General features: G+C 73.2%; 22 protein-coding genes. 6 read left to right on the top strand and 16 right to left on the bottom strand.

Annotated features, from left to right (window positions below; genetic code table 11):
• Positions 1 to 54 precede the first annotated feature (54 nt).
• Positions 55 to 405, top strand: a complete 351-nt coding sequence (locus tag ACIBO8_RS28360) for a hypothetical protein (protein WP_396118386.1) — start codon at positions 55 to 57, stop codon at positions 403 to 405.
• A 362-nt stretch (positions 406 to 767) separates the two neighbouring features.
• On the opposite strand, the gene ACIBO8_RS28355 is transcribed toward ACIBO8_RS28360, so the two are convergent.
• The gene (locus ACIBO8_RS28355) at positions 768 to 1,397 is read right to left on the bottom strand and encodes an RICIN domain-containing protein (protein ID WP_396118385.1); all 630 of its coding nucleotides are present in this window, start codon (positions 1,395 to 1,397) and stop codon (positions 768 to 770) included.
• Between the two features lie 219 nt (positions 1,398 to 1,616).
• Here ACIBO8_RS28355 and ACIBO8_RS28350 point away from each other — a divergent pair, with 219 nt between their 5' ends.
• Positions 1,617 to 2,732: a helix-turn-helix domain-containing protein gene (locus ACIBO8_RS28350; RefSeq protein ID WP_396118384.1), complete on the top strand. Its 1,116-nt coding sequence runs from the start codon at positions 1,617 to 1,619 to the stop codon at positions 2,730 to 2,732.
• Between the two features lie 2 nt (positions 2,733 to 2,734).
• Here the strand turns inward: ACIBO8_RS28350 and ACIBO8_RS28345 are convergent, their stop codons facing one another.
• Positions 2,735 to 5,221 (bottom strand): DEAD/DEAH box helicase, encoded by a 2,487-nt coding sequence (locus tag ACIBO8_RS28345; protein ID WP_396118383.1) that lies wholly within the window; start codon positions 5,219 to 5,221, stop codon positions 2,735 to 2,737.
• 299 nt (positions 5,222 to 5,520) lie between these two features.
• On the bottom strand, positions 5,521 to 6,165 hold the full coding sequence (locus ACIBO8_RS28340) for a nucleotidyl transferase AbiEii/AbiGii toxin family protein (RefSeq protein ID WP_396118382.1): 645 nt from the start codon (positions 6,163 to 6,165) through the stop codon (positions 5,521 to 5,523).
• Between the two features lie 73 nt (positions 6,166 to 6,238).
• Between ACIBO8_RS28340 and ACIBO8_RS28335 the strand changes: the two genes are divergently transcribed.
• Both ACIBO8_RS28335 and ACIBO8_RS28330 read left to right on the top strand, forming a co-directional pair.
• Positions 6,239 to 7,000, top strand: a complete 762-nt coding sequence (locus ACIBO8_RS28335; RefSeq protein WP_396118381.1) for a DUF3152 domain-containing protein — start codon at positions 6,239 to 6,241, stop codon at positions 6,998 to 7,000.
• A gap of 58 nt (positions 7,001 to 7,058) precedes the next feature.
• Complete coding sequence (locus tag ACIBO8_RS28330; protein WP_396118380.1) at positions 7,059 to 7,883, top strand: DUF6745 domain-containing protein; 825 nt, start codon at positions 7,059 to 7,061, stop codon at positions 7,881 to 7,883.
• A 42-nt stretch (positions 7,884 to 7,925) separates the two neighbouring features.
• Here ACIBO8_RS28330 and ACIBO8_RS28325 read toward each other — a convergent pair whose 3' ends face one another.
• Both ACIBO8_RS28325 and ACIBO8_RS28320 read right to left on the bottom strand, forming a co-directional pair.
• Complete coding sequence (locus ACIBO8_RS28325) at positions 7,926 to 8,684, bottom strand: DUF3152 domain-containing protein (RefSeq protein ID WP_396118379.1); 759 nt, start codon at positions 8,682 to 8,684, stop codon at positions 7,926 to 7,928.
• Between the two features lie 77 nt (positions 8,685 to 8,761).
• Positions 8,762 to 9,682, bottom strand: a complete 921-nt coding sequence (locus ACIBO8_RS28320) for an EamA family transporter (protein ID WP_396118377.1) — start codon at positions 9,680 to 9,682, stop codon at positions 8,762 to 8,764.
• A gap of 65 nt (positions 9,683 to 9,747) precedes the next feature.
• Here ACIBO8_RS28320 and ACIBO8_RS28315 point away from each other — a divergent pair, with 65 nt between their 5' ends.
• Positions 9,748 to 10,638 carry a LysR family transcriptional regulator gene (locus ACIBO8_RS28315; RefSeq protein WP_396118376.1) on the top strand — a complete coding sequence of 297 codons (891 nt, stop codon included), beginning with the start codon at positions 9,748 to 9,750 and terminating at the stop codon, positions 10,636 to 10,638.
• A 7-nt stretch (positions 10,639 to 10,645) separates the two neighbouring features.
• Here the strand turns inward: ACIBO8_RS28315 and ACIBO8_RS28310 are convergent, their stop codons facing one another.
• The 11 genes from ACIBO8_RS28310 to ACIBO8_RS28260 all read right to left on the bottom strand — a co-directional run bounded on the left by ACIBO8_RS28310 (position 10,646) and on the right by ACIBO8_RS28260 (position 20,404).
• On the bottom strand, positions 10,646 to 11,197 hold the full coding sequence (locus tag ACIBO8_RS28310) for a MerR family transcriptional regulator (RefSeq protein ID WP_396118375.1): 552 nt from the start codon (positions 11,195 to 11,197) through the stop codon (positions 10,646 to 10,648).
• Between the two features lie 173 nt (positions 11,198 to 11,370).
• On the bottom strand, positions 11,371 to 11,835 hold the full coding sequence (locus ACIBO8_RS28305) for a bifunctional nuclease family protein (protein ID WP_360637853.1): 465 nt from the start codon (positions 11,833 to 11,835) through the stop codon (positions 11,371 to 11,373).
• Positions 11,836 to 12,096: 261 nt separating this feature from the next.
• A complete protein-coding gene (locus ACIBO8_RS28300; RefSeq protein ID WP_396118374.1) occupies positions 12,097 to 12,777 on the bottom strand; it encodes a MerR family transcriptional regulator in 681 nt (226 codons plus the stop codon).
• 59 nt (positions 12,778 to 12,836) lie between these two features.
• The gene (locus ACIBO8_RS28295; RefSeq protein ID WP_067499957.1) at positions 12,837 to 13,289 is read right to left on the bottom strand and encodes an FHA domain-containing protein; all 453 of its coding nucleotides are present in this window, start codon (positions 13,287 to 13,289) and stop codon (positions 12,837 to 12,839) included.
• 232 nt (positions 13,290 to 13,521) lie between these two features.
• Positions 13,522 to 13,902, bottom strand: a complete 381-nt coding sequence (gene gcvH, locus ACIBO8_RS28290) for a glycine cleavage system protein GcvH (RefSeq protein WP_396118373.1) — start codon at positions 13,900 to 13,902, stop codon at positions 13,522 to 13,524.
• Between the two features lie 28 nt (positions 13,903 to 13,930).
• A complete protein-coding gene (locus tag ACIBO8_RS28285; protein ID WP_396118372.1) occupies positions 13,931 to 14,953 on the bottom strand; it encodes a DUF881 domain-containing protein in 1,023 nt (340 codons plus the stop codon).
• 9 nt (positions 14,954 to 14,962) lie between these two features.
• Entirely contained in the window at positions 14,963 to 15,295 is a 333-nt protein-coding gene (locus ACIBO8_RS28280) for a small basic family protein (protein WP_396118371.1), read from the bottom strand.
• Positions 15,295 to 16,194, bottom strand: a complete 900-nt coding sequence (locus ACIBO8_RS28275; protein ID WP_396118370.1) for a DUF881 domain-containing protein — start codon at positions 16,192 to 16,194, stop codon at positions 15,295 to 15,297. Before ACIBO8_RS28275 ends, ACIBO8_RS28280 begins: the two co-directional genes overlap by 1 nt.
• Positions 16,191 to 16,805 carry a CDP-alcohol phosphatidyltransferase family protein gene (locus ACIBO8_RS28270; protein ID WP_396118369.1) on the bottom strand — a complete coding sequence of 205 codons (615 nt, stop codon included), beginning with the start codon at positions 16,803 to 16,805 and terminating at the stop codon, positions 16,191 to 16,193. Before ACIBO8_RS28270 ends, ACIBO8_RS28275 begins: the two co-directional genes overlap by 4 nt.
• A 188-nt stretch (positions 16,806 to 16,993) precedes the next feature.
• The gene (locus ACIBO8_RS28265) at positions 16,994 to 18,955 is read right to left on the bottom strand and encodes a VWA domain-containing protein (RefSeq protein ID WP_396118368.1); all 1,962 of its coding nucleotides are present in this window, start codon (positions 18,953 to 18,955) and stop codon (positions 16,994 to 16,996) included.
• 3 nt (positions 18,956 to 18,958) lie between these two features.
• Positions 18,959 to 20,404 (bottom strand): magnesium chelatase, encoded by a 1,446-nt coding sequence (locus tag ACIBO8_RS28260; RefSeq protein WP_396118367.1) that lies wholly within the window; start codon positions 20,402 to 20,404, stop codon positions 18,959 to 18,961.
• 76 nt (positions 20,405 to 20,480) lie between these two features.
• Between ACIBO8_RS28260 and ACIBO8_RS28255 the strand changes: the two genes are divergently transcribed.
• On the top strand, positions 20,481 to 21,320 hold the full coding sequence (locus tag ACIBO8_RS28255) for a PhzF family phenazine biosynthesis protein (RefSeq protein WP_396118366.1): 840 nt from the start codon (positions 20,481 to 20,483) through the stop codon (positions 21,318 to 21,320).
• The last annotated feature ends 2 nt before the right edge of the window (positions 21,321 to 21,322 follow it).

Genomic DNA, 21,322 nt, shown 5'->3' with positions numbered 1-21,322 from the left:
CCTAGGAACCTAGGGGTTATCCGCCGGTGCGGGTGGCGGTCTACGCTGGTCACCATGTCCACCCGAGCGCTCGACGCCCCGGTCGTCCACGAGGCGCGCCCGCACCGGCCCGTCCTGGTCGCCGGAACCCTCGGCGAGCTGACCGGCCCGACCCACGGGCTGGTCGAACTGCCGCTGCGCCTCTGGTGGAACCCCCGGCGCACCTTCGACCTCGGCGAGCACACGATGCTGCTGTGGATGTACGAGAACGTGCTGCGGGAGGCGGTCCGCGTGGACGAGCTGCGCGACCACATCCACGGGGCGACGCTCGTGCGGGTCTGGCCGGAGCTGAACCTGCCGCGCGGGGTTCGGGCGGCCTGGGAGGCCCGGCACCCGGCGCTGCGCCACGCTCGCCGCGCCGCCTGAGCCGGCCCTCTTCCCTACGCTGACCTACGACGCGGCTCTCATTCGCGTGAGGGCGGACGAGAGCCGCGTCGTAGGCTTCGTCGCCTGCCAGGACAAGCCTGCCAGGACAAGCCTGCCGACCCGCGACGCCGACGGGAGGAGCCTGTCCCGACGAGGCGGCGCCACGCGTCCTGAACATCGTCACCGCTGGGAACGCGGCCCCGGCACGCGCACGGCTCGAAGTAGCCGATAGCCCGGCGGCGGGTACGGCGGGACGGCGTCCTGGGGCGTGACGGGCCGCCTGCCCGGCGGCACCTGCCTCGACCCCCGATCTCACGGGACATCCCCGGGCCGGAGTCCGGCCCGGGGCGTCGCCTGCCGACCTAGCGCCAGAGCTGATCGGGATGACCCTGCCAGTCCCACTGGACCACGGGCGCGCCGTCGGCCAGGGAACCGCCGCCGACGCCGATGATCTTGCCGGAGTTGTAGTTGACGAACGCGTAGGCGCCCGCCGAGGAGTTGTAGACCGGGCTCCAGAACTGGTCGGCGTGGCCGTTGCAGTCCCAGATCACGAGCTGCGCACCGCTGGCGGTCGTGCTGCCGGGCACGCCCAGGCACTTGTTGCTGTTGGCCTGATTGCGCAACTCGTAGAAGTTGCCGTCGTCCAGTGGCGTGGAGAGCCAGAACTGGTCGGGATGGTCCAGACACGTCCACTGGACGGCCTTGGTGCCGTTGGCCATGTTGCCCCCGGCGATGCCGAGGCACTTGCCGGAGTTGTAGTTGTACCAGTGCCAGTACACCGCGGCCAGGGAGCTGCTCCGCTTGCCCGCGGCCCGGTCCCCCTTCACCGCCGGCGCCGCCACCGGGGCCGCACCCACGGCTGCGAGATCGGCCGGACCCGGCGCGGCGGGCGCTGCCGTTCCCGCCGTGGCGCTACCGGTCACCACCGCCGCCGTCATCATGGCGGTGGCCGCCGCGACCGCCAGGCCGCGGCGCGTGAGTTTCTTCCACACGATGGTCCCCCTCGTCCGTCATCGCCGGCACCTCGCCGGTGTCTCGAGGTTGTGGGCGGCGCCCCGAATCGGACAAGGCCGAGGGCGTCCCGGATTCGTCCCGGGACGGCGAGGGACGACGAAGGCGCAGCTCAGGGCGCGCCGTGAAGTCGGCTTCTAGATATCGATCCCGGCCGATGGTAAGCACAATGGGGATCAGGGTGTGACGGGGGGACCGGCGTGACGAACCAGGAGCTTGAACCGCTCTCCACCCGGTTGGCGGCGCTACGGGCGCAGACCGGGCTCAGTTTGAAGCAGCTGGGACACCAGCTGCACGTCAGCGATTCATCGTTGTCGCGATACTTCACCGCCCAGGCGCTGCCACCCTGGGAGGTGGTTCAGGCGCTGGCCGTGGTGGCCGGTGCCGACCCGCGGACGCTTCGCGCCGAGTGGGAGGCGACGCACCGGGCGCGTCAGCAATTGCGTCAGCTCGACGGCTTGCGGCCGGCGAACGCGGTGCCCGCTCCCCTCTGGGAGCCCGACTGGCCGGCGCCGTCGCCACCGCCCGCGCCCTCGGCCGCGCGATACGTGGCCGCCGCCGTCAGTGTCCTGCTTCTGATGGCCGTCTCCGCCGCGATGGCGTACGCCCTGTCGGGCACCACCACTGTCACCGTGTCCACCGGCCCGCCGCCGGTGACCCTGACGCCCGCCGTGCCGGCCGGAGAGCCGAGCAGCGGCACCCCGGCTCCCCCGTCACGGCCGCCCACTGCGCGGCCGCCGGACGCGACGGCGCCGCCCAGCGCGCCGGCGCCCACCCCGCCGGCCGGCCGGACCGCACCGACGCACCCGGTCGTACCGGTGACCAGACCGACCGGGTCGCCCCGGCCTTCCACGTCCGCCCCGTCGCCGGCCGTTCCCGCTTCCGGCACCACCATCGCGATCACCAACGAGGATCCCGGCTCGAGCGCGGTCCCGTACGTGCTCGACGTGGAGAACTGGTCGATGGACGACGGCGCTCGCGTCCACCTGTGGACGTGGCGGACCGACGGCGACTACCGCAACCAGCTGTGGGTGGCCGAACTCGTCGACGGGACGACCTGGCGCATGGTCAACGCGTTCAGCAGCAAGTGCCTGACCCGCAACGCCGCCGCGGCGCTGGAACAGGCCGACTGCGAGGACACGCCGGAACAGGGGTGGCTGCTGGGTGCCGGCGGGGCGTTGCAGAGCAGGGTGGACCACCGCTGCGTGGAAATCAAAGGACGGCAACGGCTGCTCGACGCCGGCCTCGCCCTCGCCGCCTGCGACGGCGGCTGGTATCAGCGCTGGCACCTCGACAAGCGGCAGTCACCCGCCTGAGATCAGTGCGGTCCCACGGCCGTGATGCGGATCGCCGCTGCCCCGGCCTCGTCGCTGGCCGCCAGGTCGACCTCCGCGTCGATGCCCCAGTCGTGGTCGCCCTCCGGATCCTCGAAGACCTGGCGGACCTTCCAGACCGCCGGGCCGGCCTCGATGTGCAGCAACGCCGGGCCGCGCGCCGACGGGCCGGTGCCGACCACCGGGTATTCCGCGTAGTAGTCCTCCAGCGCCTCGATCCAGCGGTCCGTCGTCCAGCCCGACTCGGCGTCGAGCTCGCCCAGGTCCTCGGCGCGGCGCAGGGCGAAGAGTTCGACGCGGCGGAACATGGCGTTGCGGACCAGGACGCGGAACGCCCGGGTGTTGCGGGTGACGGCCGGCGGCTTGTCGTCCAGCGGCGACGGCTCGGCGATCTCCGCGCCCGGGTTGCGCAGGCGCTCCCACTCGTCGAGCAGGCTCGAGTCGACCTGGCGGACCAGCTCACCCAGCCATTCGATCAGGTCCGTCAGTTCTTCGGTACGCGCGTCCTCCGGCACCGTCTGCCGCAGCGCCCGGAACGCGTCGGCGAGGTAGCGCAGCACCAGCCCCTCGGAGCGGGACAGGCCGTAGAAGGACACGTACTCGGTGAAGGTCATCGCGCGCTCGTACATGTCGCGGACGACGGCCTTGGGCTTGAGCTCGTGGTCGGCCACCCAGGGATGCCCGCGGCGGTACGTCTCGTAGGCGCCCTCCAGCAGGTCCACCAGGGGCTTCGGGTAGGTGACCTCCTCGAGGAGTTCCATGCGCTGGTCGTACTCGATGCCCTCGGCCTTCATGGCGTTGACCGCCTCGCCCTTGGCCTTGAACTGCTGGGCGGAGAGGACCTGGCGGGGGTCCTCCAGGGTGGCCTCGATGATCGACACGACGTCGAGCGGGTAGTCCGGGGATTCCCGGTCGAGCAGCTCCAGGCAGGCCAGCGCGAAGGGCGACAGGGCCTGGTTGAGCGCGAAGTCCAGCTGGAGGTCGTCGACGAGGCGGTAGGTGCCGTCGACCTTCTCGATGACGCCGCCCGCCAGCAGGGCGCGGGCGATCGCGATGGCCCGGCGGATGTGCCGGCGCTGCGCGGCGGGCTCCTCGTGGTTGTCGGTCAGCAGGTGCCGCATCGCGGCGAACGGGTCGCCGCCGCGGGCGATGACGTTGAGCAGCATCGCGTGCGAGACCTGGAACGATGAGGTGAGCGGCTCGGGGTCGGCGGCGACGAGCCGGTCGAAGGTGGGCTGGCCCCAGCCGATCGTGCCCTCGGGCGGCTTCTTGCGGACGACCTTGCGCCGCTTCTTCGGGTCGTCGCCGGCCTTGGCGAGCGCGCGCTCGTTGTCGATGACGTGCTCCGGCGCCTGGACGATGACCGTGCCGAGGGTGTCGAACCCAGCCCGACCGGCCCGGCCCGCGATCTGGTGGAACTCGCGCGCCTTGAGCAGCCGCGTCTTCACGCCGTCGTACTTGGACAGGCCGGTGAACAGCACCGTGCGGATGGGCACGTTGATGCCGACGCCGAGGGTGTCCGTACCGCAGATGACCTTGAGCAGGCCCGCCTGCGCGAGCGTCTCCACCAGGCGGCGGTACTTGGGCAGCATGCCCGCGTGGTGCACGCCGATGCCGTGGCGCACCAGCCGCGAGAGCGTACGCCCGAAGCCCGCGGTGAACCGGAAGCTGCCCAGCGCCGCGGCGATCGCGTCCTTCTCGGCGCGGGTGCACATGTTGATGCTCATCAGCGACTGCGCGCGCTCCAGGGCGGCCGCCTGGGTGAAGTGCACGATGTACACCGGGGCCTGGCGGGTGCTGAGCAGCTCCTCGATGGTCTCGTGCAGCGGCGTCATCGCGTACGAGAACATCAGCGGGACCGGCCGCTCGGCGTTGGCGACCACGGCGGTCTCCCGTCCGGTGCGCCGCGACAGGTCCTCGACGAAGCGGGTGGTGTCGCCGAGCGTGGCCGACATCAGCACGAACTGCGCCTGGGGCAGCTCGATGAGCGGCACCTGCCAGGCCCAGCCGCGGTCGGGCTCGGCGTAGAAGTGGAACTCGTCCATCACGACCTGGCCGACGTCGGCGTCGGCGCCCTCGCGCAGCGCCAGGTTGGCCAGGATCTCGGCGGTGCAGCAGATGATCGGCGCGTCGGCGTTCACGCTGGCGTCGCCGGTGAGCATGCCGACGTTGTGGGCGCCGAAGATCGCGCAGAGGGCGAAGAACTTCTCCGAGACCAGCGCCTTGATCGGGGCGGTGTAGAAGGTCGTGCGCTTGTCGGCCAGGGCCGCGAAGTGCGCCCCGGTCGCCACCAGGCTCTTCCCGGAGCCGGTGGGGGTGTTGAGGATGACGTTCGCCCCGGTGGCGATCTCGATGAGCGCCTCCTCCTGGTGGGGGTAGAGCGTCAGGCCCTGCTCGGCGACCCAGCTCTGGAAGGCGTCGAAGACGGCGTCGGGTTCGGCGGTGCCGGGCAGGCGTTCGGTGAGATTCATGATGCGGCCAGTCTATGAGCAGGCCGTCCGCGGACAGCACCGTGGCCGGGCGCGTGCGCGCCCGGCCACGGAAGGGACCTTGCTGTGGAGTTGGAGCGGTGACCTACGCGGCGAACGCCGCGTAGATCGGGCCGGCGACGCTGCCCGCGAGGCCGATGACGGCGGCGAAGACGGCGATGGTGGAACCGATTCTGTGGCGCATTCCGGGAGCCTTCCTGGTGCTGAGTGGCCTCGCTGACAGCAAGATTCGGCGGGCCCGGTTGCCGTCCGGGACGCCGCCGGTTGCGAAACGGTTGCCGTCACCGCGGCCAGCGGGCGAGACGTTTCCGCAGCCGGGTCACATCGGCGGCGGAGAGCCCGTAGACCGCGAAGCGCGCGTCGTCGAGGCGGTCGAGGTAGCGGCCGGCATCGGCGATGTCCTCGTCCTCGAGGGTGTCGTCGAGCGCGTGCGCGAGCTCCAGCACCCGGGCCAGCGGGTAGCGCTCGAGGGCGGCCGCGACGTCGATGTAGTCACGCACCTCGCGGCGGTTGACCAGGGCCGCGACCTTGGAGGCCACGAGGTCGTCGAGATGCATCACCGGGCCGACCTCCATCACCACGGGTGCCCGGCGCCGGTCGAGCCGGGTCAGGGTCAGGCGCAGCGCCCGGCGCCCGTCGGCGACGTGATACTCGCGCAGGTCCTCGTCCATGCCCGCGAACATCTCGTCCCCGACCTCGCGGAACACCTGGTAACCGGCGGCGGTGAGGGCGCCGGTCACCCCCGCGGCGGCGGCCTCGACCGCGCCGGCGGTGTCGGTGAACAGGTCGATGTCCTCGGTGGGGCGCCGGACCAGGCCGTTGACCAGCCAGGCGACGCCGCCGCCGAGCACGAAGCCGTGCTTCTCCCCCGCCGTCAGGGCGATGGTGGCGACGTCGCGGTAGAAGTCGTCGAGGTTCGCAGTCACCGCCAGACCGTAGCGGTCACCCCCGACAGAATCGCCGGGCTCAGCTGACCGGCGAGGCCGCCGATGGTCGGATATGGGGCGGATCCGGTGGGCGACGGCGCTGCTGGCCGTCGTTCTCCCGACCGCCGCCGCCTGCAGCCCGCCGCCGATCGCCACTGCGGAACCAGTGGTCGCGCCGGCCTCGATAGTCACCACGCCGAAACCCCCAGCTGTCAAGATCAATTATCCGGCCCGGGGCGGGGCGCGGTGGCGGACGGCGCCGGGTTCGTCGCGGACCGGTGGGAGGAGCGGAAACCTCCTGCGCTATCGGGTACGGGTCGAACGCGACATCAAGGGGCTCGCGCTCACGGGCTTCGCCGACGCGGTGACGGCCGCGCTCGACGACCCCCGCGGCTGGACGGCCGGGGGGACGCTGCGGCTGCGGCGCTCCGGGCCGGGTCAGCCGTACGACTTCACGATCTACCTCGCCACGCCGCGGACCCGGGACATGTTGTGCGGCAGTACGCGCGACGCGTACACGTCGTGCCGCCACGGCGACAAGGTGGTGCTCAACGTGGCTCGCTGGGTCAAGGGCGTACCCGGCTACGGCGCACCCCTGGGCGTGTACCGGCAGTACATGGTGAACCACGAGGTGGGACACCGGTTGGGCCACGGCCACGAGCGCTGCCCCGGCAAGGGCCGCCCGGCCCCGGTCATGCAGCAGCAGACGCTGGGCCTGCACGGGTGCAGGGCGAACCCATGGCCGTACCGCGGTGCGGAGCGCTACAGCGGCCCGCCCGGCGCGTACGACGAGCGGGTGCCAGCTCCGGATACCGGGTTGCGGCCGCGGGGATGATCCGCGATGGTGTGCGCATGATGACCGCTGACCGAAAGGGCGTGCGCGCCCTCGCGCGTTGACCGCCACCACGCGGCGCAGGGGCGCCGCCGCAGTCCTCGATCACTGGCACCGGGCCGATGAGGGGCGCCGGGAATGGCTCGGCGCAGGACTCGCCACCGGGCCCGCCGACCGGGAGACCGCAGAACGGATCCTGACCCGCTTCTATCTGCGGCAGGGCCGCGGCCGGCCCGGGTTCACCTGGGTGAACTCCCCCGCCGCCGCGCTGCCGCACCGCACCGGCATACCGGGCCACGACGATCTCCACGCCTGGCTGCGCCCGGATCCGCCCGCCGGGCGGCCGCCGATCGCCGTCGACCTCGCCGCGTCCTGGTCCCGCTTGCGGGCGGCCCTGGACGAGGCGGCCGTCCATCCCGATCTGGAACCGACCCGCAAGCTGCGTAAGGGCGACAAGCCGTGGCCCGTGCTGCCGCCCGTACCGGCGCTCGAGGCCGGGGTGCCGCTACGGGTGGTGCTGCAGCAGAGCGTCCGGGACGCCTTGCGCTCGGTGCTCATGCACGGCGTCGCGCTGCCGGTGCGGGCGGCGCTCGGGCCGCCGGCCACACTGCCGATCTGCTGGTACGGCCAGCAGGACGCCCCCTGGATCGCCCACCACGACGTGCTGCGCGCCCTCGGCCTGTCCCGGCCCGCGCCGCGCGACGCCGCCCACCTCGACGAATGGGCCGCGCTTGCCCGCGCCACCGGCTGGTGGTGGCCCGGCGAAGAGGTCTGCGTCCTGGTGGAACGGCCCGCCCGGATCGGCCCCGTCACGCTCCCGGACGATCCGCTGGCCCCTCCGGTACGCGCCACCGTCGAGTACCGCGACGGCAGCCTGTTCCGGTAACCGCCCCGCGGCCGGGCGCCACCGCCGGGTGGTGCCCGGCCCTCACCCGGCCGTTCCGCGGTCCCGCGGCGGCATCGGGTCGTCGTAGACGCCGGGCGCGCCGCTGTAGCGCTCCCCACCGCGGTACGGCCATGGGTTCGCCCTGCACCCGTGCAGGCCCAGCGTCTGCTGCTGCATGACCGGGGCCGGGCGGCCCTTGCCGGGGCAGCGCTCGTGGCCGTGGCCCAACCGGTGTCCCACCTCGTGGTTCACCATGTACTGCCGGTACACGCCCAGGGGTGCGCCGTAGCCGGGTACGCCCTTGACCCAGCGAGCCACGTTGAGCACCACCTTGTCGCCGTGGCGGCACGACGTGTAGCCGTCCGGCACGTCCCCGCACAGCTCGTCGCGCGTCCGCGGGGTCACCAGGTAGACCGTGAAGTCGTACGGCCCGCGGCCATCGACGCGACGGAACACGCGCTCACCGCCGGCGGTCCACCCGCGTGGGTCGGCGAGGGTGGCCCGGACGGTCGCGGCGAACGTACCCGGGCTGATCCCGGCGATGTCCTTCTCCACCAGCACCCGGTAGCGCAGCACGATGCCCGCAGCGTCCGGCTCCGGCTCCGCCTTGGCAGCGGCGAACGTGCCGCCGCCCTTCTCGGGGTACGTGATCATGGGCGGCCGCGAAGCGGGCACGGCGGGTGGGCGGGACGGGTGCCGGGGCGGTGGTGGCGCCGGCTCGCTGCCGGAGGCGACGGCTCCGCAGCCGGCGAGCAGGACGGCGGTGAGGACGGCCGGGACGGCGAGACCGCGGACGGGCATGGCATCTCTCCTTCGCACCGGGGGGTGTGCGAAGGGAAAGACCGCTGAGGGCCCCGAATAGTTGATCTCGCCCGGCGTCAACCTTTTCCGGGGTTCATCCGTCCCAGCGGCACCGGCTCAGGAGCACGAACATCCCCGGCGGCCCCGGGAAGCGGCGCCGTGGCGGCCCGGGCCCCGGTGCGTTCCGCGTCGATGCCGGCGGCGACCACGAAGGCGATGCCCGCCACGGGCACCCAGCCGGGCCGCTGCCCCAGCACGAGCAGGCCGATGATCAGGGCGAAGCCCGGTTCCAGGCTCATCAGCGTCCCGAACGCCGCGGTGGTGAGCCGGCGCAGCGCCAGGAACTCCAGCGCGAACGGTACGACCGGCAGCAGCACCGCCAGCCCCAGTCCGGCGAGCAGCAGCTGCCAGGTCAGCGCGGGCAGCACCGACGGCCCGGCGACGACCGTGGCCACCAGGGCCGCCACCGGCATCGACACCGCCAGGCCGTGGAACCCGGACACCCCGTCACCGACCCGCTGGGTCAGCACGATGTACGCCGCCCAGCACACCGCCGCGCCCAGCGCGAAACCGACACCGGCCAGGTCGACGTCGCCGTGCCACGGCTCGGTGAGCAGCAGGACGCCCACCGCGGCGAGGGCCGGCCACAGCAGCGTCCCGCGCCGGCCGCGGACCACCGCCACCCCGAGTGGGCCCAGGAACTCCAGGGCGCTCGCGGTGCCGAGCGGCAGCCGCGCGACCGCGGCCATGAACAGCATCGTCACGCTCGCGGTCACCACGCCCAGCGCGACGCAGGCCGGCAGGGCGCCGCGGGAGAACGCGTGCGGCCGGGGACGGACCAGCACGAGCAGGATCACGCCGGCCCAGGCCAGGCGCAGCCACGCCGTGCCGGCCGGCCCGAGGCGGTCGAGCAGGCCGACCGACGCCGCGAGCCCCAGCTGCACGAGGAGCATCGAGGCGAGGGCCATGGCGGTCCCGGTACGGGCTTCGGAGCGCATGGGGACCAGTACACGCCGGACGACCGTACGCGTCCACGTGATAATCCTGGACCGATCGTTCGACGATGGCGGACGATGGGGAGATGGAGACCCGCCGCCTGCGCCTGCTGCTGGAACTGTCCCGGCTCGGCTCGATGCGCGAGGTCGCCGACGTGGTGCACCTCACCACCTCGACGGTGTCCCAGCAGCTCGCGGTCCTCGCCCGGGAGGCGGGCACGACGCTCATCGAACCGGACGGGCGACGGGTGCGACTCACCCCGGCTGGGCGGCGGCTCGCGGATCACGCGGTGACGATCCTGGCCGCGGTCGACGCGGCCCGGCTCGACCTCGCACCGGACGCCGAGCCGTCCGGGGAGGTGCGGGTCGCGGGCTTCGCCACCGGGGTACGCCGCTCGCTGCTGCCCGTCGCCGCCCGGCTCGCCGCGGCGCGTTCCCGGGTCCGGCTGAGCATCCGGGAGCACGAGCCCGCCGAGGCGTTCGCGCTGCTCGCCACCGATGCCGTGGACCTGGCGTTGACGTACGACTACAACCTCGCCCCGGCCGCACCGGACCCGGCCCGGGAGGAGTTCCCGCTCTGGCAGACGCCGTGGGCGCTCGCGGTCGCCGCGGACGCCCCGGGCAGCCGCTTCGCCGACTTCGCCGACGGTGACTGGATCGTGAACTCGCGCAACACCGCGGACGAGGACGTCGTGCGTACCGTCGCCGCCCTGGCGGGCTGCACGCCCCGCATCGCACACCGGGCCGACAGCCTCGACCTCGTCGAGGACCTGATCGTGGCGGGGATGGGGGTCGCCCTGCTGCCGGACCGCCGGCCGGCGGCGGACGGGGTACGGCTCCTGCCGCTCACCGACACGCCGGTGTGGCTGCGCAGCTGTGCCGTGGTGCGGCGGGGGCGCGCCTCGTGGCCGCCGCTGGCGCTGGTGCTGCGCCTGCTGCAGGAGACTCCGCAGCCCTGAGCCCGTGTCAGCCGGCGCGGCGGCGCGCCCGGCGGGCGGCGAGCTCGTCGCCCGCGGCGGGCTGGGCCGGGGTGCCGACCGGCTGCGGCGTGGCGGCGGGCTCGGCGGGCAGGTGGGAGAGCGAGCCCTGGATCTCCTTGAAGGCGCCGCCGATGGCGATGCCGAAGACACCCTGGCCGCCCTGGAGCAGATCGACGACCTCCTCCGGCGACCGGCACTCGTAGACGGTGGTGCCGTCGGAGATCAGGGTGATCCCGGCGAGATCCTCGACCCCGCGCGAGCGGAGCGTCTCGATCGCCTTGCGGATGTTCTGCAGCGAGACCCCGGCGTCCAGCAGGCGCTTGACCACCTTGAGGACGACCAGGTCCCGGAACGAGTACAGCCGCTGGGTCCCCGACCCCGACGCATCCCGGATGCTGGGCACGACGAGGCTGGTCCGGGCCCAGTAGTCGAGCTGGCGGTAGCTGATGCCGACCGCCTGGCACGCGGTGACCCCGCGATACCCGACCTCGCCGTCCTCGCCGACGAGAGGACCCTCCTGAGGATCTGAGTCGTGCACGCGACTACCTCCCCGCTGCGCGGTGCCGCTTCACCTGGACTTCACGAGCCTATAACTCAGCGTGCCGGGAAACAGGGAGGTAATGGCGCGACACGCCGCGTATGGACGACCGGACATGTGGTGACCGTCAATGCATTATTCACAAAAGGGCCGGTCAGCCCCCATTTCACCGCTCAGCCGGCGAAGTCCTCCGGGCGGACCTGGTCGAGGAACTCGCGGAACTTCTCCACCTCGTCCTCCTGCTCGTCCGGGATGACGATGCCCGCCTCGGTCAGCACCTGGTCCGCGCACCGGATCGGAGCGCCCACCCGCAGCGCCAGCGCGATCGAGTCGCTCGGGCGGGCCGACACCCGCAGATCGTCGCCGATCAGCAGGTCGGCGTAGAAGACGTTCTCCTTGAGCTCCGTGATCTCGACGGCCTTCAGCGGCGCCTGGAGCGCCGCGAGGACGTCGCGGAGCAGGTCGTGGGTCAGCGGCCGTGCCGGCTTGACGCCCTGCTGCTCGTACGCGATGGCGGTCGCCTCCACCGCGCCGATCCAGATCGGCAGGTAACGATCCCCGTCGACCTCCCTGAGCAGGACGATCGGCTGGTTGCTGGGCAGCTCTACCCGAACCCCGACCACGCTCAGCTCGCGCACCGCCCGCCTCCGTGTCGCACGTCGTCGCCGCCCCGCCGGCCACCGGGTGAAACGGTGACCGCCAGGCTGTTTCCCGCCCTATCCTGCACGGTACACGGGCGCCCCGGGCCGAGCGCCACACGAGGTCCGTGTCCGATCCCACTGCGGTTACCCCGCCGGACCACGCCGAATCGCCCTCGGCTGCTGGTCATCGCCGGTCGCTCCACGGTCCGCACCGTGACCTCGTTCAGCGCTCGGCGTAATGCGGCCGCCGCGGCGGCGTCAGCGGCCCAGCGTGTCGCGCAGGCCCGCACGCACCAGCGCCGCGTGCAGCCGCTGCGACAAGGCCTGCAACTCGCGGGCCGTCTCCGCCGCCCGGGCCCGCGCCGCCGGGTCCTGCTGGCGCACCAGCGGCGCCAGCAGCTGGGTGAAGAGCCCCACCTCGCGGTCCGCGCCGGTGCGGAACGCCCGCAGGTGGCGTGCTTCCAGGCCGTGGCGGGTCAGGCCCACCACCGCCTCCACGATCACCAGTGCGTCGTTGTCGTACCAGCCCGGGGGCCGGGACGTGACCAGGCCGATCTGCTCGAGCTCGGTCAGCAGCTGGTCGGCGATGCCGGTGCGCTCGATCAGATCCGCACGCGCCACCCGGGTGTCGGCGGCGTCCGCGGCCACCTCGGCCTCGGAGCCCACCGCCACCAGCGACGGGCGGCGGCTACCGAGCGGGTCGTCGCCGCGTTCGAGGGCCTCGAGCTGCTCACGGATCACGCGCAGCGGGAGGTACTGGTCCCGCTGCGCGGTCAGCACGAACCGCAGCCGGGCCACGTCGTTCCACGAGTACTTGCGGTAGCCGGAGGCGGTGCGCTGCGGGTCGACCAGCCCCTCCGCCTCCAGGAACCGGAGCTTGGAGATCGTCGTGTCCGGGAACTCCGTGCGCAGCTGGGCCAGCACCTCCCCGATGCTCATCAGCGCGACGTCACGACCCGGGCGCGCGCCCGGGTCGTGTGCGGCCGCCCCCGCCGGGTTCACGCCCCGCCGCCCTCGCCCTCCGGCCGCGGACCGGCGATGAAGACCAGGCGGAACTTGCCGATCTGGACCTCGTCGCCGTTGCTGAGCGTCGCGGACTCGACGCGCTCACGGTTCACGTACGTGCCGTTGAGCGAGCCGACGTCGCGGACCGTGAAGGTGCCCCCGTCACGGTGGAACTCCGCGTGCCGGCGCGAGACCGTCACGTCGTCGAGGAAGATGTCGCTGTCGGGATGCCGCCCGCTCGTGGTCACGTCGTGGTCCAGCAGGAAGCGCGCGCCCGCGTTCGGGCCCCGGCGCACCACCAGCAGGGCCATACCGGGCGGCAGCGAACCGGACATCCGGCTCGGTACCACGTCGGTCTCAGGTCCCTCGAGCACCTCGTCGAGCGCTCCGAGGTTCAGCGTGGACGTGACGTCGAGCGGGGGGAACTCGTCGTCTGGGCGCGTCATGGACCACCTCACGGATCTGTTTCGGTCGCCGCCCGACGACGAAGGGTGAGCGAGCCGGACGTGAGGTCCGGAGCGCAGCGCCCCCGCCGCCGCTGCCCGGTACTCCGGACGTACGACTATCGGTTTCGAAGTAATAACGGTTTCTACATGTGCTCCGCGAGCCTAGTCAGCGCGGAAATACCGGGCAACCAGACGCGCGGACGTTGCCGGGCCGAGCCGCGTGAGCGGCGGATCAGCCCTCGGTCAGGGCCTTGTACGCCTCGGCGTCCAGCAGCCCGGACAGGGCCGCCGGATCGTCCGGGGCGATCTCCACGAGCCAGCCGGCCGCGTACGGCTCGGCGTTGATCAGCTCGGGCTCGTCGGCGAGCGTCGCGTTGCGGGCCACCACGGTGCCCGACACGGGCGCGTAGATCTCCGACACGCTCTTCGTCGACTCGATCTCGCCGAGCTGGTCACCGGCCTGCACCGCGGTGCCCTCCTCGGGCAGCTGCACGAAGACGATGTCGCCGAGCGCGTCCTGCGCGAAGTGGGTGATGCCCACGCGCACGGGGCCGGTGCCGTCACCGGACACCCACTCGTGCTCGGCCGTGTAGCGCAGATCCTCGGGAATCACACATTCCTCCGTTGAGAAGCGCGCCCGCTCAGGAGACCGGACGCGCGTACTGCAGGCTGGCGGGCTGACGCACCGCGGTCACGTCGACCGAGGTGCGCTGTTCCATGGTCACGTTACCGCCGGCCTGGCTCACCGACGCCACCACCCCACCGGGGATCTGCAGCGCGGTCTGCATGGTCGCCGGCACCCCGATCACCCAGAGGGTGTACGGGCCGCTGAGCTGCTTGCCGTCGACCATCACCTCGCCACCGTCGGCGTCGACGAAATACGAGGAGGCGACGATGCGTACGGCGACGCCGTTGTTGCCGACCAGCTCCATCACCTCGCCGCCGGCACCGCGCAGCTCCTGAACCGCGTTGAGGACCGCCGACGCCTTGATCGGCTGGCCCTTCGGGTCGATGGTGATCTTCAGGCCGGGCCCGGTCGCCGGCAACGTGCCGGAGAGCAACCCCAGCTCCTCCGCCCGCTTGTCGGCCTCGGCCAGCGCGGCCTGCCGCCCGGCGACCCCGGAGGTGAGCTGCCGCTGGCTCTCCTCCAGGCCGTTGATCTCCTGTTGCAGCCGCTGGTCGCGGGCCTCCAGGTCGGACAGGATCCGGACCAGGTCCTCCTGCCGCGCCGAGGCCAGCCCGGAGTCGGCGTCGTTGCTGCGCAGCTGCACGACGAGGGTGAAGCCGAACAGTGCCAGCAGCACCCAGATCAGCGCGCCTGCCGAGGACAGGCGCCGCCACGGCGCCAGGACCTTCTCCGGCACGCGGCTCGCCGGCTCACTCACCTGCGCGGGTGACGCCGCCGCGGGATCACCGGCCGGATCGGGCTCGGCGGCCGCCGCGACGGGCTCCGACTCGGACGTCGCCGACTCGGACTCGGGCTCGGGTCGCGGCGCGGGGTCCGGGGCGGGCTCGGCAACGGGCTCCGGGGCGGGCGGCGGCTGGAGCCGGACCGTCTCCCCGTCACCGATGCCGGCCGGCGCCGCGGCGTCCGCGTCGGCGGGCACCGGCGGATCCGGGTCGGGCGGGGTCTCGCCCGGCCGGGGGTTCTTCTCGTCGCTCATCGGTTCGCCCTACGCCCGGAAGAGATGCCGGCGGATGGCCGCCACGTTACCGAAGATGCGGACGCCGAGGACCACCACGACGCCCGTCGAGAGCTGGCCGCCCACGCCGAGCTGATCACCCAGGTAGACGATCACCGCCGCCACCACCACGTTCGCGATGAACGACACCACGAACTGCTTGTCGTCGAAGATGCCGTCGAGCTTCGCCCGTACCCCGCCGAAGACCGCGTCGAGCGCGGCCACCACCGCGATCGGAAGGTACGGCTGCAGGGCCGGCGGCACCGTCGGATGGAAGACGATGCCCAGGACGACACCGGCGATCAGGGCGAGTACGGCGATCATCAGCCGCCTTTCGACGGGGTGCGGGACGGGGACGACGAGGAACCCGGCGGCACCGCCGACGGGGTGGCCTGCCGGAGCCGGGGCGCGGTGGCCGCGTCGAGGGTCACGCCGCGCACCTCGGACACGTCGAAGGACATGCCGTACTTGCCGGCCAGCGCCCGGAAGAACTTGCCCGCAGCGCCGTCGCGGAAGTCCTCCACCAGCGATCCCGGGCCGATCGCGACCACCTGGTACGGCGTGGTCACCGGCCGGAAGTCGACGAGGATCGCCTGGCCGGCCTGACGGATCGTCGACGTCGCGGTGAGCCGCTGGCCGTTGACCGCGATCGCCTCCGCGCCCGCCGCCCACAGCGCGTTCGTGGCGAGCTGGAGGTCGGTGTCGCGGACGCGGGCCTCGTTGCGGCGCTCACCGGTGACGGGGTCGATCGGGGTGGGCCCGTCGCCGACGGTGACCCGTACGCCCGAGCCGCGCACCGGGGCCAGCCCGGTCTGGGCCTCCAGTCCCTGCAGCCGCGCCACGGCCGCCCCGCCCAGCTGGCGTTCCCGCAGGCCGGCCACCTCGGTGCGGAGCCGGTCGGCGCGCTCCTGGAGTTCGGCGGTCTCCGCGCGGCGGTTCTGCACCTGTTCGACGAGGGTGTCGCGGGCCTGGGCCCGGGCCGGCTCGTCGGCGACGGTCTGCTGGTAGGCCACCACGAGCAGGAATCCCACGCCGGCCAGGGTCACGGCGCTGACGCCGTTGAGCAGCTTCCGGCGGGCGCCGGCCGGCCCTTCACCGCGGGCGCGGCGGGCGGCGGCGTCGGCGTACCCGGGATCCAGCGGGTTGCGGAACAGCTCGGTGAGGAAGTCCGGGGTGTACGTCCGGCGCTGCGCGCCGTCGGTGCCGCCGTCGGGCGAGGTCATCCGGCGACAGCCTCGCGCGAGCCCGCGGCACGGTCGGCGCGCAGCAGCGCCCGGGTCTGCGCCAGGTAGAGGACGGCGGCCGCCCAGTAGAGGCCGAGTGCCCACCAGGCGAGGCCCCACCCGATCGGCGCGGCGACGCTGTGCGCGGCCGGCACCGCCTCGGCGAGCAGGAGCACGGGGAACGCGCCGAGCAGCACGAACGTGCCGGTCTTGCCGACATAGTGCACGGGCGGGGGTCCGTACCCGTGGCGGCGCAGCACCAGCAGCGCGACGCCGAGCACCGCCTCGCGCAGCAGCAGGGCCGCGGTCAGCCACCACGGGACGACCTCGCGCACGGTGAAGCCGACGAGGGTCGCCAGGATGTAGAGCCGGTCCGCGAACGGGTCGAGCAGCTCGCCCAGCCGGCTGACCGAGTTCATCCGGCGGGCGACGTACCCGTCGACCCAGTCGGTGGTGCCGCCGAGCGCGAGCACGACCACGGCCGCGACGTCCTTCTCCGGCCCGAGCAGCAGGTAGAGGAAGAGCGGTACGCCCAGCAGCCGCACGAAGCTGATCACGTTGGGCAGGGTCCAGATGCGGTCCGTGGCGAAGGGCGCAGCCTGCTGCGACATGGCGCCCCCTCTCCCCCGAACCGGCCGCGAACCCGGCTGCCCTCCCTGCGACCGTCCCCCCGGAAGGCCGCCGGGCACGCCGGCCGCTCACTCGCCGAGTCACTATATCCAGCTCCGCCGCGTGCCCGGATCACCCCGTGCCGTGGCGCACATCCGGTAGAGCGTCCTAGGAAGATAGGTGGAAAGCGTCAGCGTTTGCCGCGACGGCTTCGGACGTAATCGTCGACCACGTAGCGGCCGAGCTCGCTCACGTCGGGGCTGAACACCCGCCCGCCGCTGCGCTTGGCCACCGCGTCCACGAACCGGCGCAGGCCCGGATCCTCGCCGAGCATGAACAGGTTCAGCGTCGCGCCGTACCGGGTGAGCTGGTCCACCTCCTGCACCGTCAGGCGCACGGTCTCCGGCGTGGTCGGCCACGTGAAGAACGCCGAACCGTCCTCCTCGAGATGTGCGGTCGGCTCGCCGTCGGTGACCACCAGCACCACCGGCTCCGCACCGGGGTGCCGCCGGAGGTGCCGTCCGGCCAGCTTGAGCGCGTGCTGCAGGTTGGTGCCCTGCACCATGTCGGGCTCGATGCCCGCGAGCTCGCCCTGCGTCAGCGGCATCGCGTGCCGGCCGAAGCCCACGATCTGCAGCGAGTCCTGCGGGAACCGCGTCGCCACCAGGTGCGACAGCGCCAGGGCGGTCTGCTTCATCGGGCCCCAGCGGCCGTCGGCGAACATCGAGTACGACAGGTCGACGCAGAGCGCCACCACGGCCGAGGCGCGGCGCTCGGTCTCGGCCACCTCGAAGTCCTCCGGCTCGAGGCGTACGGGCACCGTGGCCGTCCCCCCGCCGGCGCGGCGCCGGACCGCGTTGCCGATCGTGCGGACCACGTCGAGAGGCTGCTCGTCGCCGAAGCGCCACCGCCGCGACGAGCCGATGAGATCGCCGGCCGCCCCGGCGTCCCGCAGGTCGTGCTCGCCGCGCCGCTTGCCGTCGAGGTCGTCGAAGACCCGGGCCAGCGCCGTGTGCCCGAGCCGCCGCAGCGCCTTGGGCGAGAGGGTCAGGCCCTCGTCGTCCCGGGTCACCCAGCCCTGCCGGCGCAGCTCCCGCTCCAGCTCCCGCAGCCGGCGGACGTCGTCGGCGGCGCCACGGCCGAGCTGGCGCTCCACCGCCTCCACGTCGACGTCGTCGAGGGTGGCGCCGGGGTGCTCCTGGCCGAGCTGGTCGAGCAGCTCGTCCAGCTCGCCGATCTCGCCCAGGGCCGCGGCCGCGTCGCCGTAGCCGAGGTCCGCTCCCCCGCGCATTCGTTCGCCGCGGCCCCAGTTCAGGTTCGGCCGCAGCGACTGCAGGTTCGCGGTGAGCTCGGCGAGCTGCTCGCGCAGCGGGCCGTCGCCGAGTGCCTGGTCCATGAGCCGGGACAGCTCCTCGCGCTGCTGGGGGCTGAGCGAGCGCAGCAGCCGCTCGGCCGCCGCGGCCCGGCGGGCCAGCGAGTCGATCAGCTCCTCGACGGTGGCGGGCCGCTCCGGGAAGAAGTCGCCGTGCTTCTCCATGAACTGCTGGAACGCGTCGTCGGTGTCCTCGCCGCGGGCGTGCTTGCCGAGCAGGTCGTTGAGGTCGCCGAGCATCTCCGCGACCCGGGCGTCGGCGGCCGGGTCCCGGCCCTGCAGCGCGTCGCGCATGCCGGCGAAGCGCTGCTCGACGACCTCACGCCGCAGTCCGTCGAGAATCTGCTGGTAGAGCTCCCGGGCCTCGGAACTGGCCCAGTCGTAGTCGGACAGCTCCTCGACCGCGCGGGAGGTGGAGCGGGGCAGGTTGTCCAGGACCGCCTCGTTGAACCGGGCGTCCATGTCGTCACGGCCGCGCAGTTCGTCGCGCTCGGCCGCGAGCGCCTGGTCGAGCAGCTGCTGCGCCCGGGTGACGGCGCCGTCCAGGTTGCCCCGGCGCAGCGCCTCCCGGCGCAGCCTGCGCGCGCGGGCCTGCAGGTCGTCGAGGCCGCGGCCGTCTCGCGGGCCCCGGCGGATGAGGTCGCGCAACGCGTCGCGCAGGCTGTCGCCGCCCAGGACCCGCTCGCCGACCTCGTCGACGGCCGCCCGTACGTCGTACGGCGGCGCGAGCGGGTCCGGGCCGTCGCGCCAGGCGCCGTACCGGAATCGGTTGCCGGCCACGGGTCAGTTCCCGTACAGGGTGCGGCCGTCGTCGGTCAGCTCCTTGGCCAGCCGGCGGGTGAGGTGCAGGCCCTCGAGGGCGAACTCCACGCCGGCGGCCGCCTGGCCGGGGCCGGGCGCGTCGCCCAGGCCGAGCCGGTCGAGCACCTTCGCCAGGCCGGGCACCGTGCCGATCTGGGCGAGCAGCTCCTCGGCGGAGACCAGGTCGCCGGTCTCGATGATCGCGCCCCCGGCGACCAGGTCGGTGAAGCCGGACAGGTCGAGGCCGGCCAGGTGGGCCCGGAACGTCTCGGCGGTGGCCAGGCGCAGCAGGTGGGCGAGGATCTCGATCTCCCGCCCCTCCTCGCCGCTGTCGAACTCGACCTTGCCGCGCAAAGTGCTGGTCACCGAGACGGTGTCGCAGATGCGGGCCACCGCCTCGCGTTCGCCGCGCAGCCCGGCCCGGCGCAGCGCCGAGGCGGCGACCGTCTCGGCCGCGGCGATGGCGAACCGGGCGGAGATGCCGGACCGCTGGTCGACGGCGGGCGACTCGCGGACCGCCCGGGTCCAGCGGGCGATGACCTCCACGAGGTGGTCGGGCACCGCCGCCGCGAGCGCCGCCTCCTGCCGGACCAGCGCCGTCTCCAGCTCGATCTCCAGCGGGTAGTGGGTGCGGATCTCGGCGCCGAAGCGGTCCTTGAGCGGGGTGATGATGCGGCCCCGGTTGGTGTAGTCCTCCGGGTTGGCCGACGCCACCAGCAGCAGGTCGAGCGGGAGCCGCAACTGGTAGCCGCGGACCTGGATGTCGCGCTCCTCCAGCACGTTGAGCAGCGAGACCTGGATGCGCTCGGCGAGGTCGGGCAGCTCGTTGACCGCGAAGATGCCCCGGTTGGTCCGCGGCACCAGGCCGAAGTGGATCGTGTCGGGGTCCCCGAGCGGGCGGCCCTCGGCCACCTTGATCGGGTCGACGTCGCCGATGAGGTCGCCGACGCTGGTGTCCGGGGTGGCCAGCTTCTCGCCGTACCGTTCGGAGCGGTGCAGCCAGGAGATCGGCAGCAGGTCGCCGGTCTCCGCGGCGAGCCGGCGCGAGGCCGGGGTCAGCGGCTGGTACGGGTGCTCCCGCAGCTCCGAGCCGGTGATGTATGGGGTCCATTCGTCGAGCAGGCCCACGAGCCCGCGGATGAGCCGGGTCTTGCCCTGGCCCCGCTCGCCGAGCAGCACCATGTCGTGACCGGCGAGCAGCGCCCGCTCCACCTCGGGCAGCACGGTGTCGTCGTAGCCGACGATGCCGGGGAACCGGGGCGCGCCGCTGCGCAGGCGGTCGAGGAGGTTATCGCGCAGCTCCTGCTTCACGGTGCGGAACTCGTGCCCGGAGGCACGCAGCTCGCCGAGGGTGCGCGGAAGATCCGTAGGCGGTGTGGGGACAAGCGGTGTGGAGGCCTCTGTCACTTCGAGAACGCTACCCCGCATCCGGGACCGATGACCAAGACCAGGGGTGGGCGATTGGCCCTGGTTCCGCACCGCGCGGCCCGGCAGGCTCGGCGTCATGACAGATCTCGAGATCCTCCGGTACGCGGCGTTCAGCACCGATCCGGACGGCGGCAACCCCGCCGGCGTGGTCCTGCGGGCGGGGAGCCTGTCCGACGAGGAGATGCTGGGCATCGCCGCCGGCGTGGGCTACTCCGAGACCGCGTTCGTCACCGAGGACCGCGGGGACGGCGTCCTGCGGGTCCGCTACTTCAGCCCGCTCGCCGAGGTGCCGTTCTGCGGGCACGCCACGGTCGGCGCGGCCGTCGCCCTGGCGGACCGGCGCGGGCCGGGCACCTTCGTCTTCGTCACGAACGCCGGCGAGGTGCCGGTGACCGTCGACGAGGACCGGCGCGCCACGCTGACGAGCGTCGGGGCCAGGGTGGCGGACCTGGACGACGCCGGCCTGGACGCCCTGCTGGCCGCGCTGCGCTGGGCCCCGGAGGACCTGGACCCGGACCTGCCGCCGCGGGTCGCGTACGCGGGGGCGTACCACCCGATCGTGGCGGTGAACAGCCGGCAGCGCCTCGCGGAGCTGGACTACGACGTGCCGGCGTTGAAGGCGCTCATGGAGCGCCGCGGCTGGACCACCGTCCAGCTGGTCTGGCGCGAGGACGAGCACCGCTTCGACGTGCGGAACCCGTTCCCGGTCGGCGGCGTCTACGAGGACCCGGCGACCGGCGCCGCGGCGGCCGCGTTCGGCGGCTACCTGCGCGACCTGTGGCTGGTCGAGGGCGACGCGGTGGTGGAGTTGTCGCAGGGCGCCGACATGGGTCGCCCCGGCCGTCTGACGGTGACGCTGACCCCGGGGGAGGCCGGGGTGCGGGTGAGCGGCACGGCGGTGCCGATCCCCGGCTGAAC

It is taken from the genome of Actinoplanes sp. NPDC049681, assembly GCF_044465265.1.
Lineage (GTDB): Bacteria > Actinomycetota > Actinomycetes > Mycobacteriales > Micromonosporaceae > Actinoplanes.
This window is presented reverse-complemented; position numbering and strand designations above follow the sequence as displayed.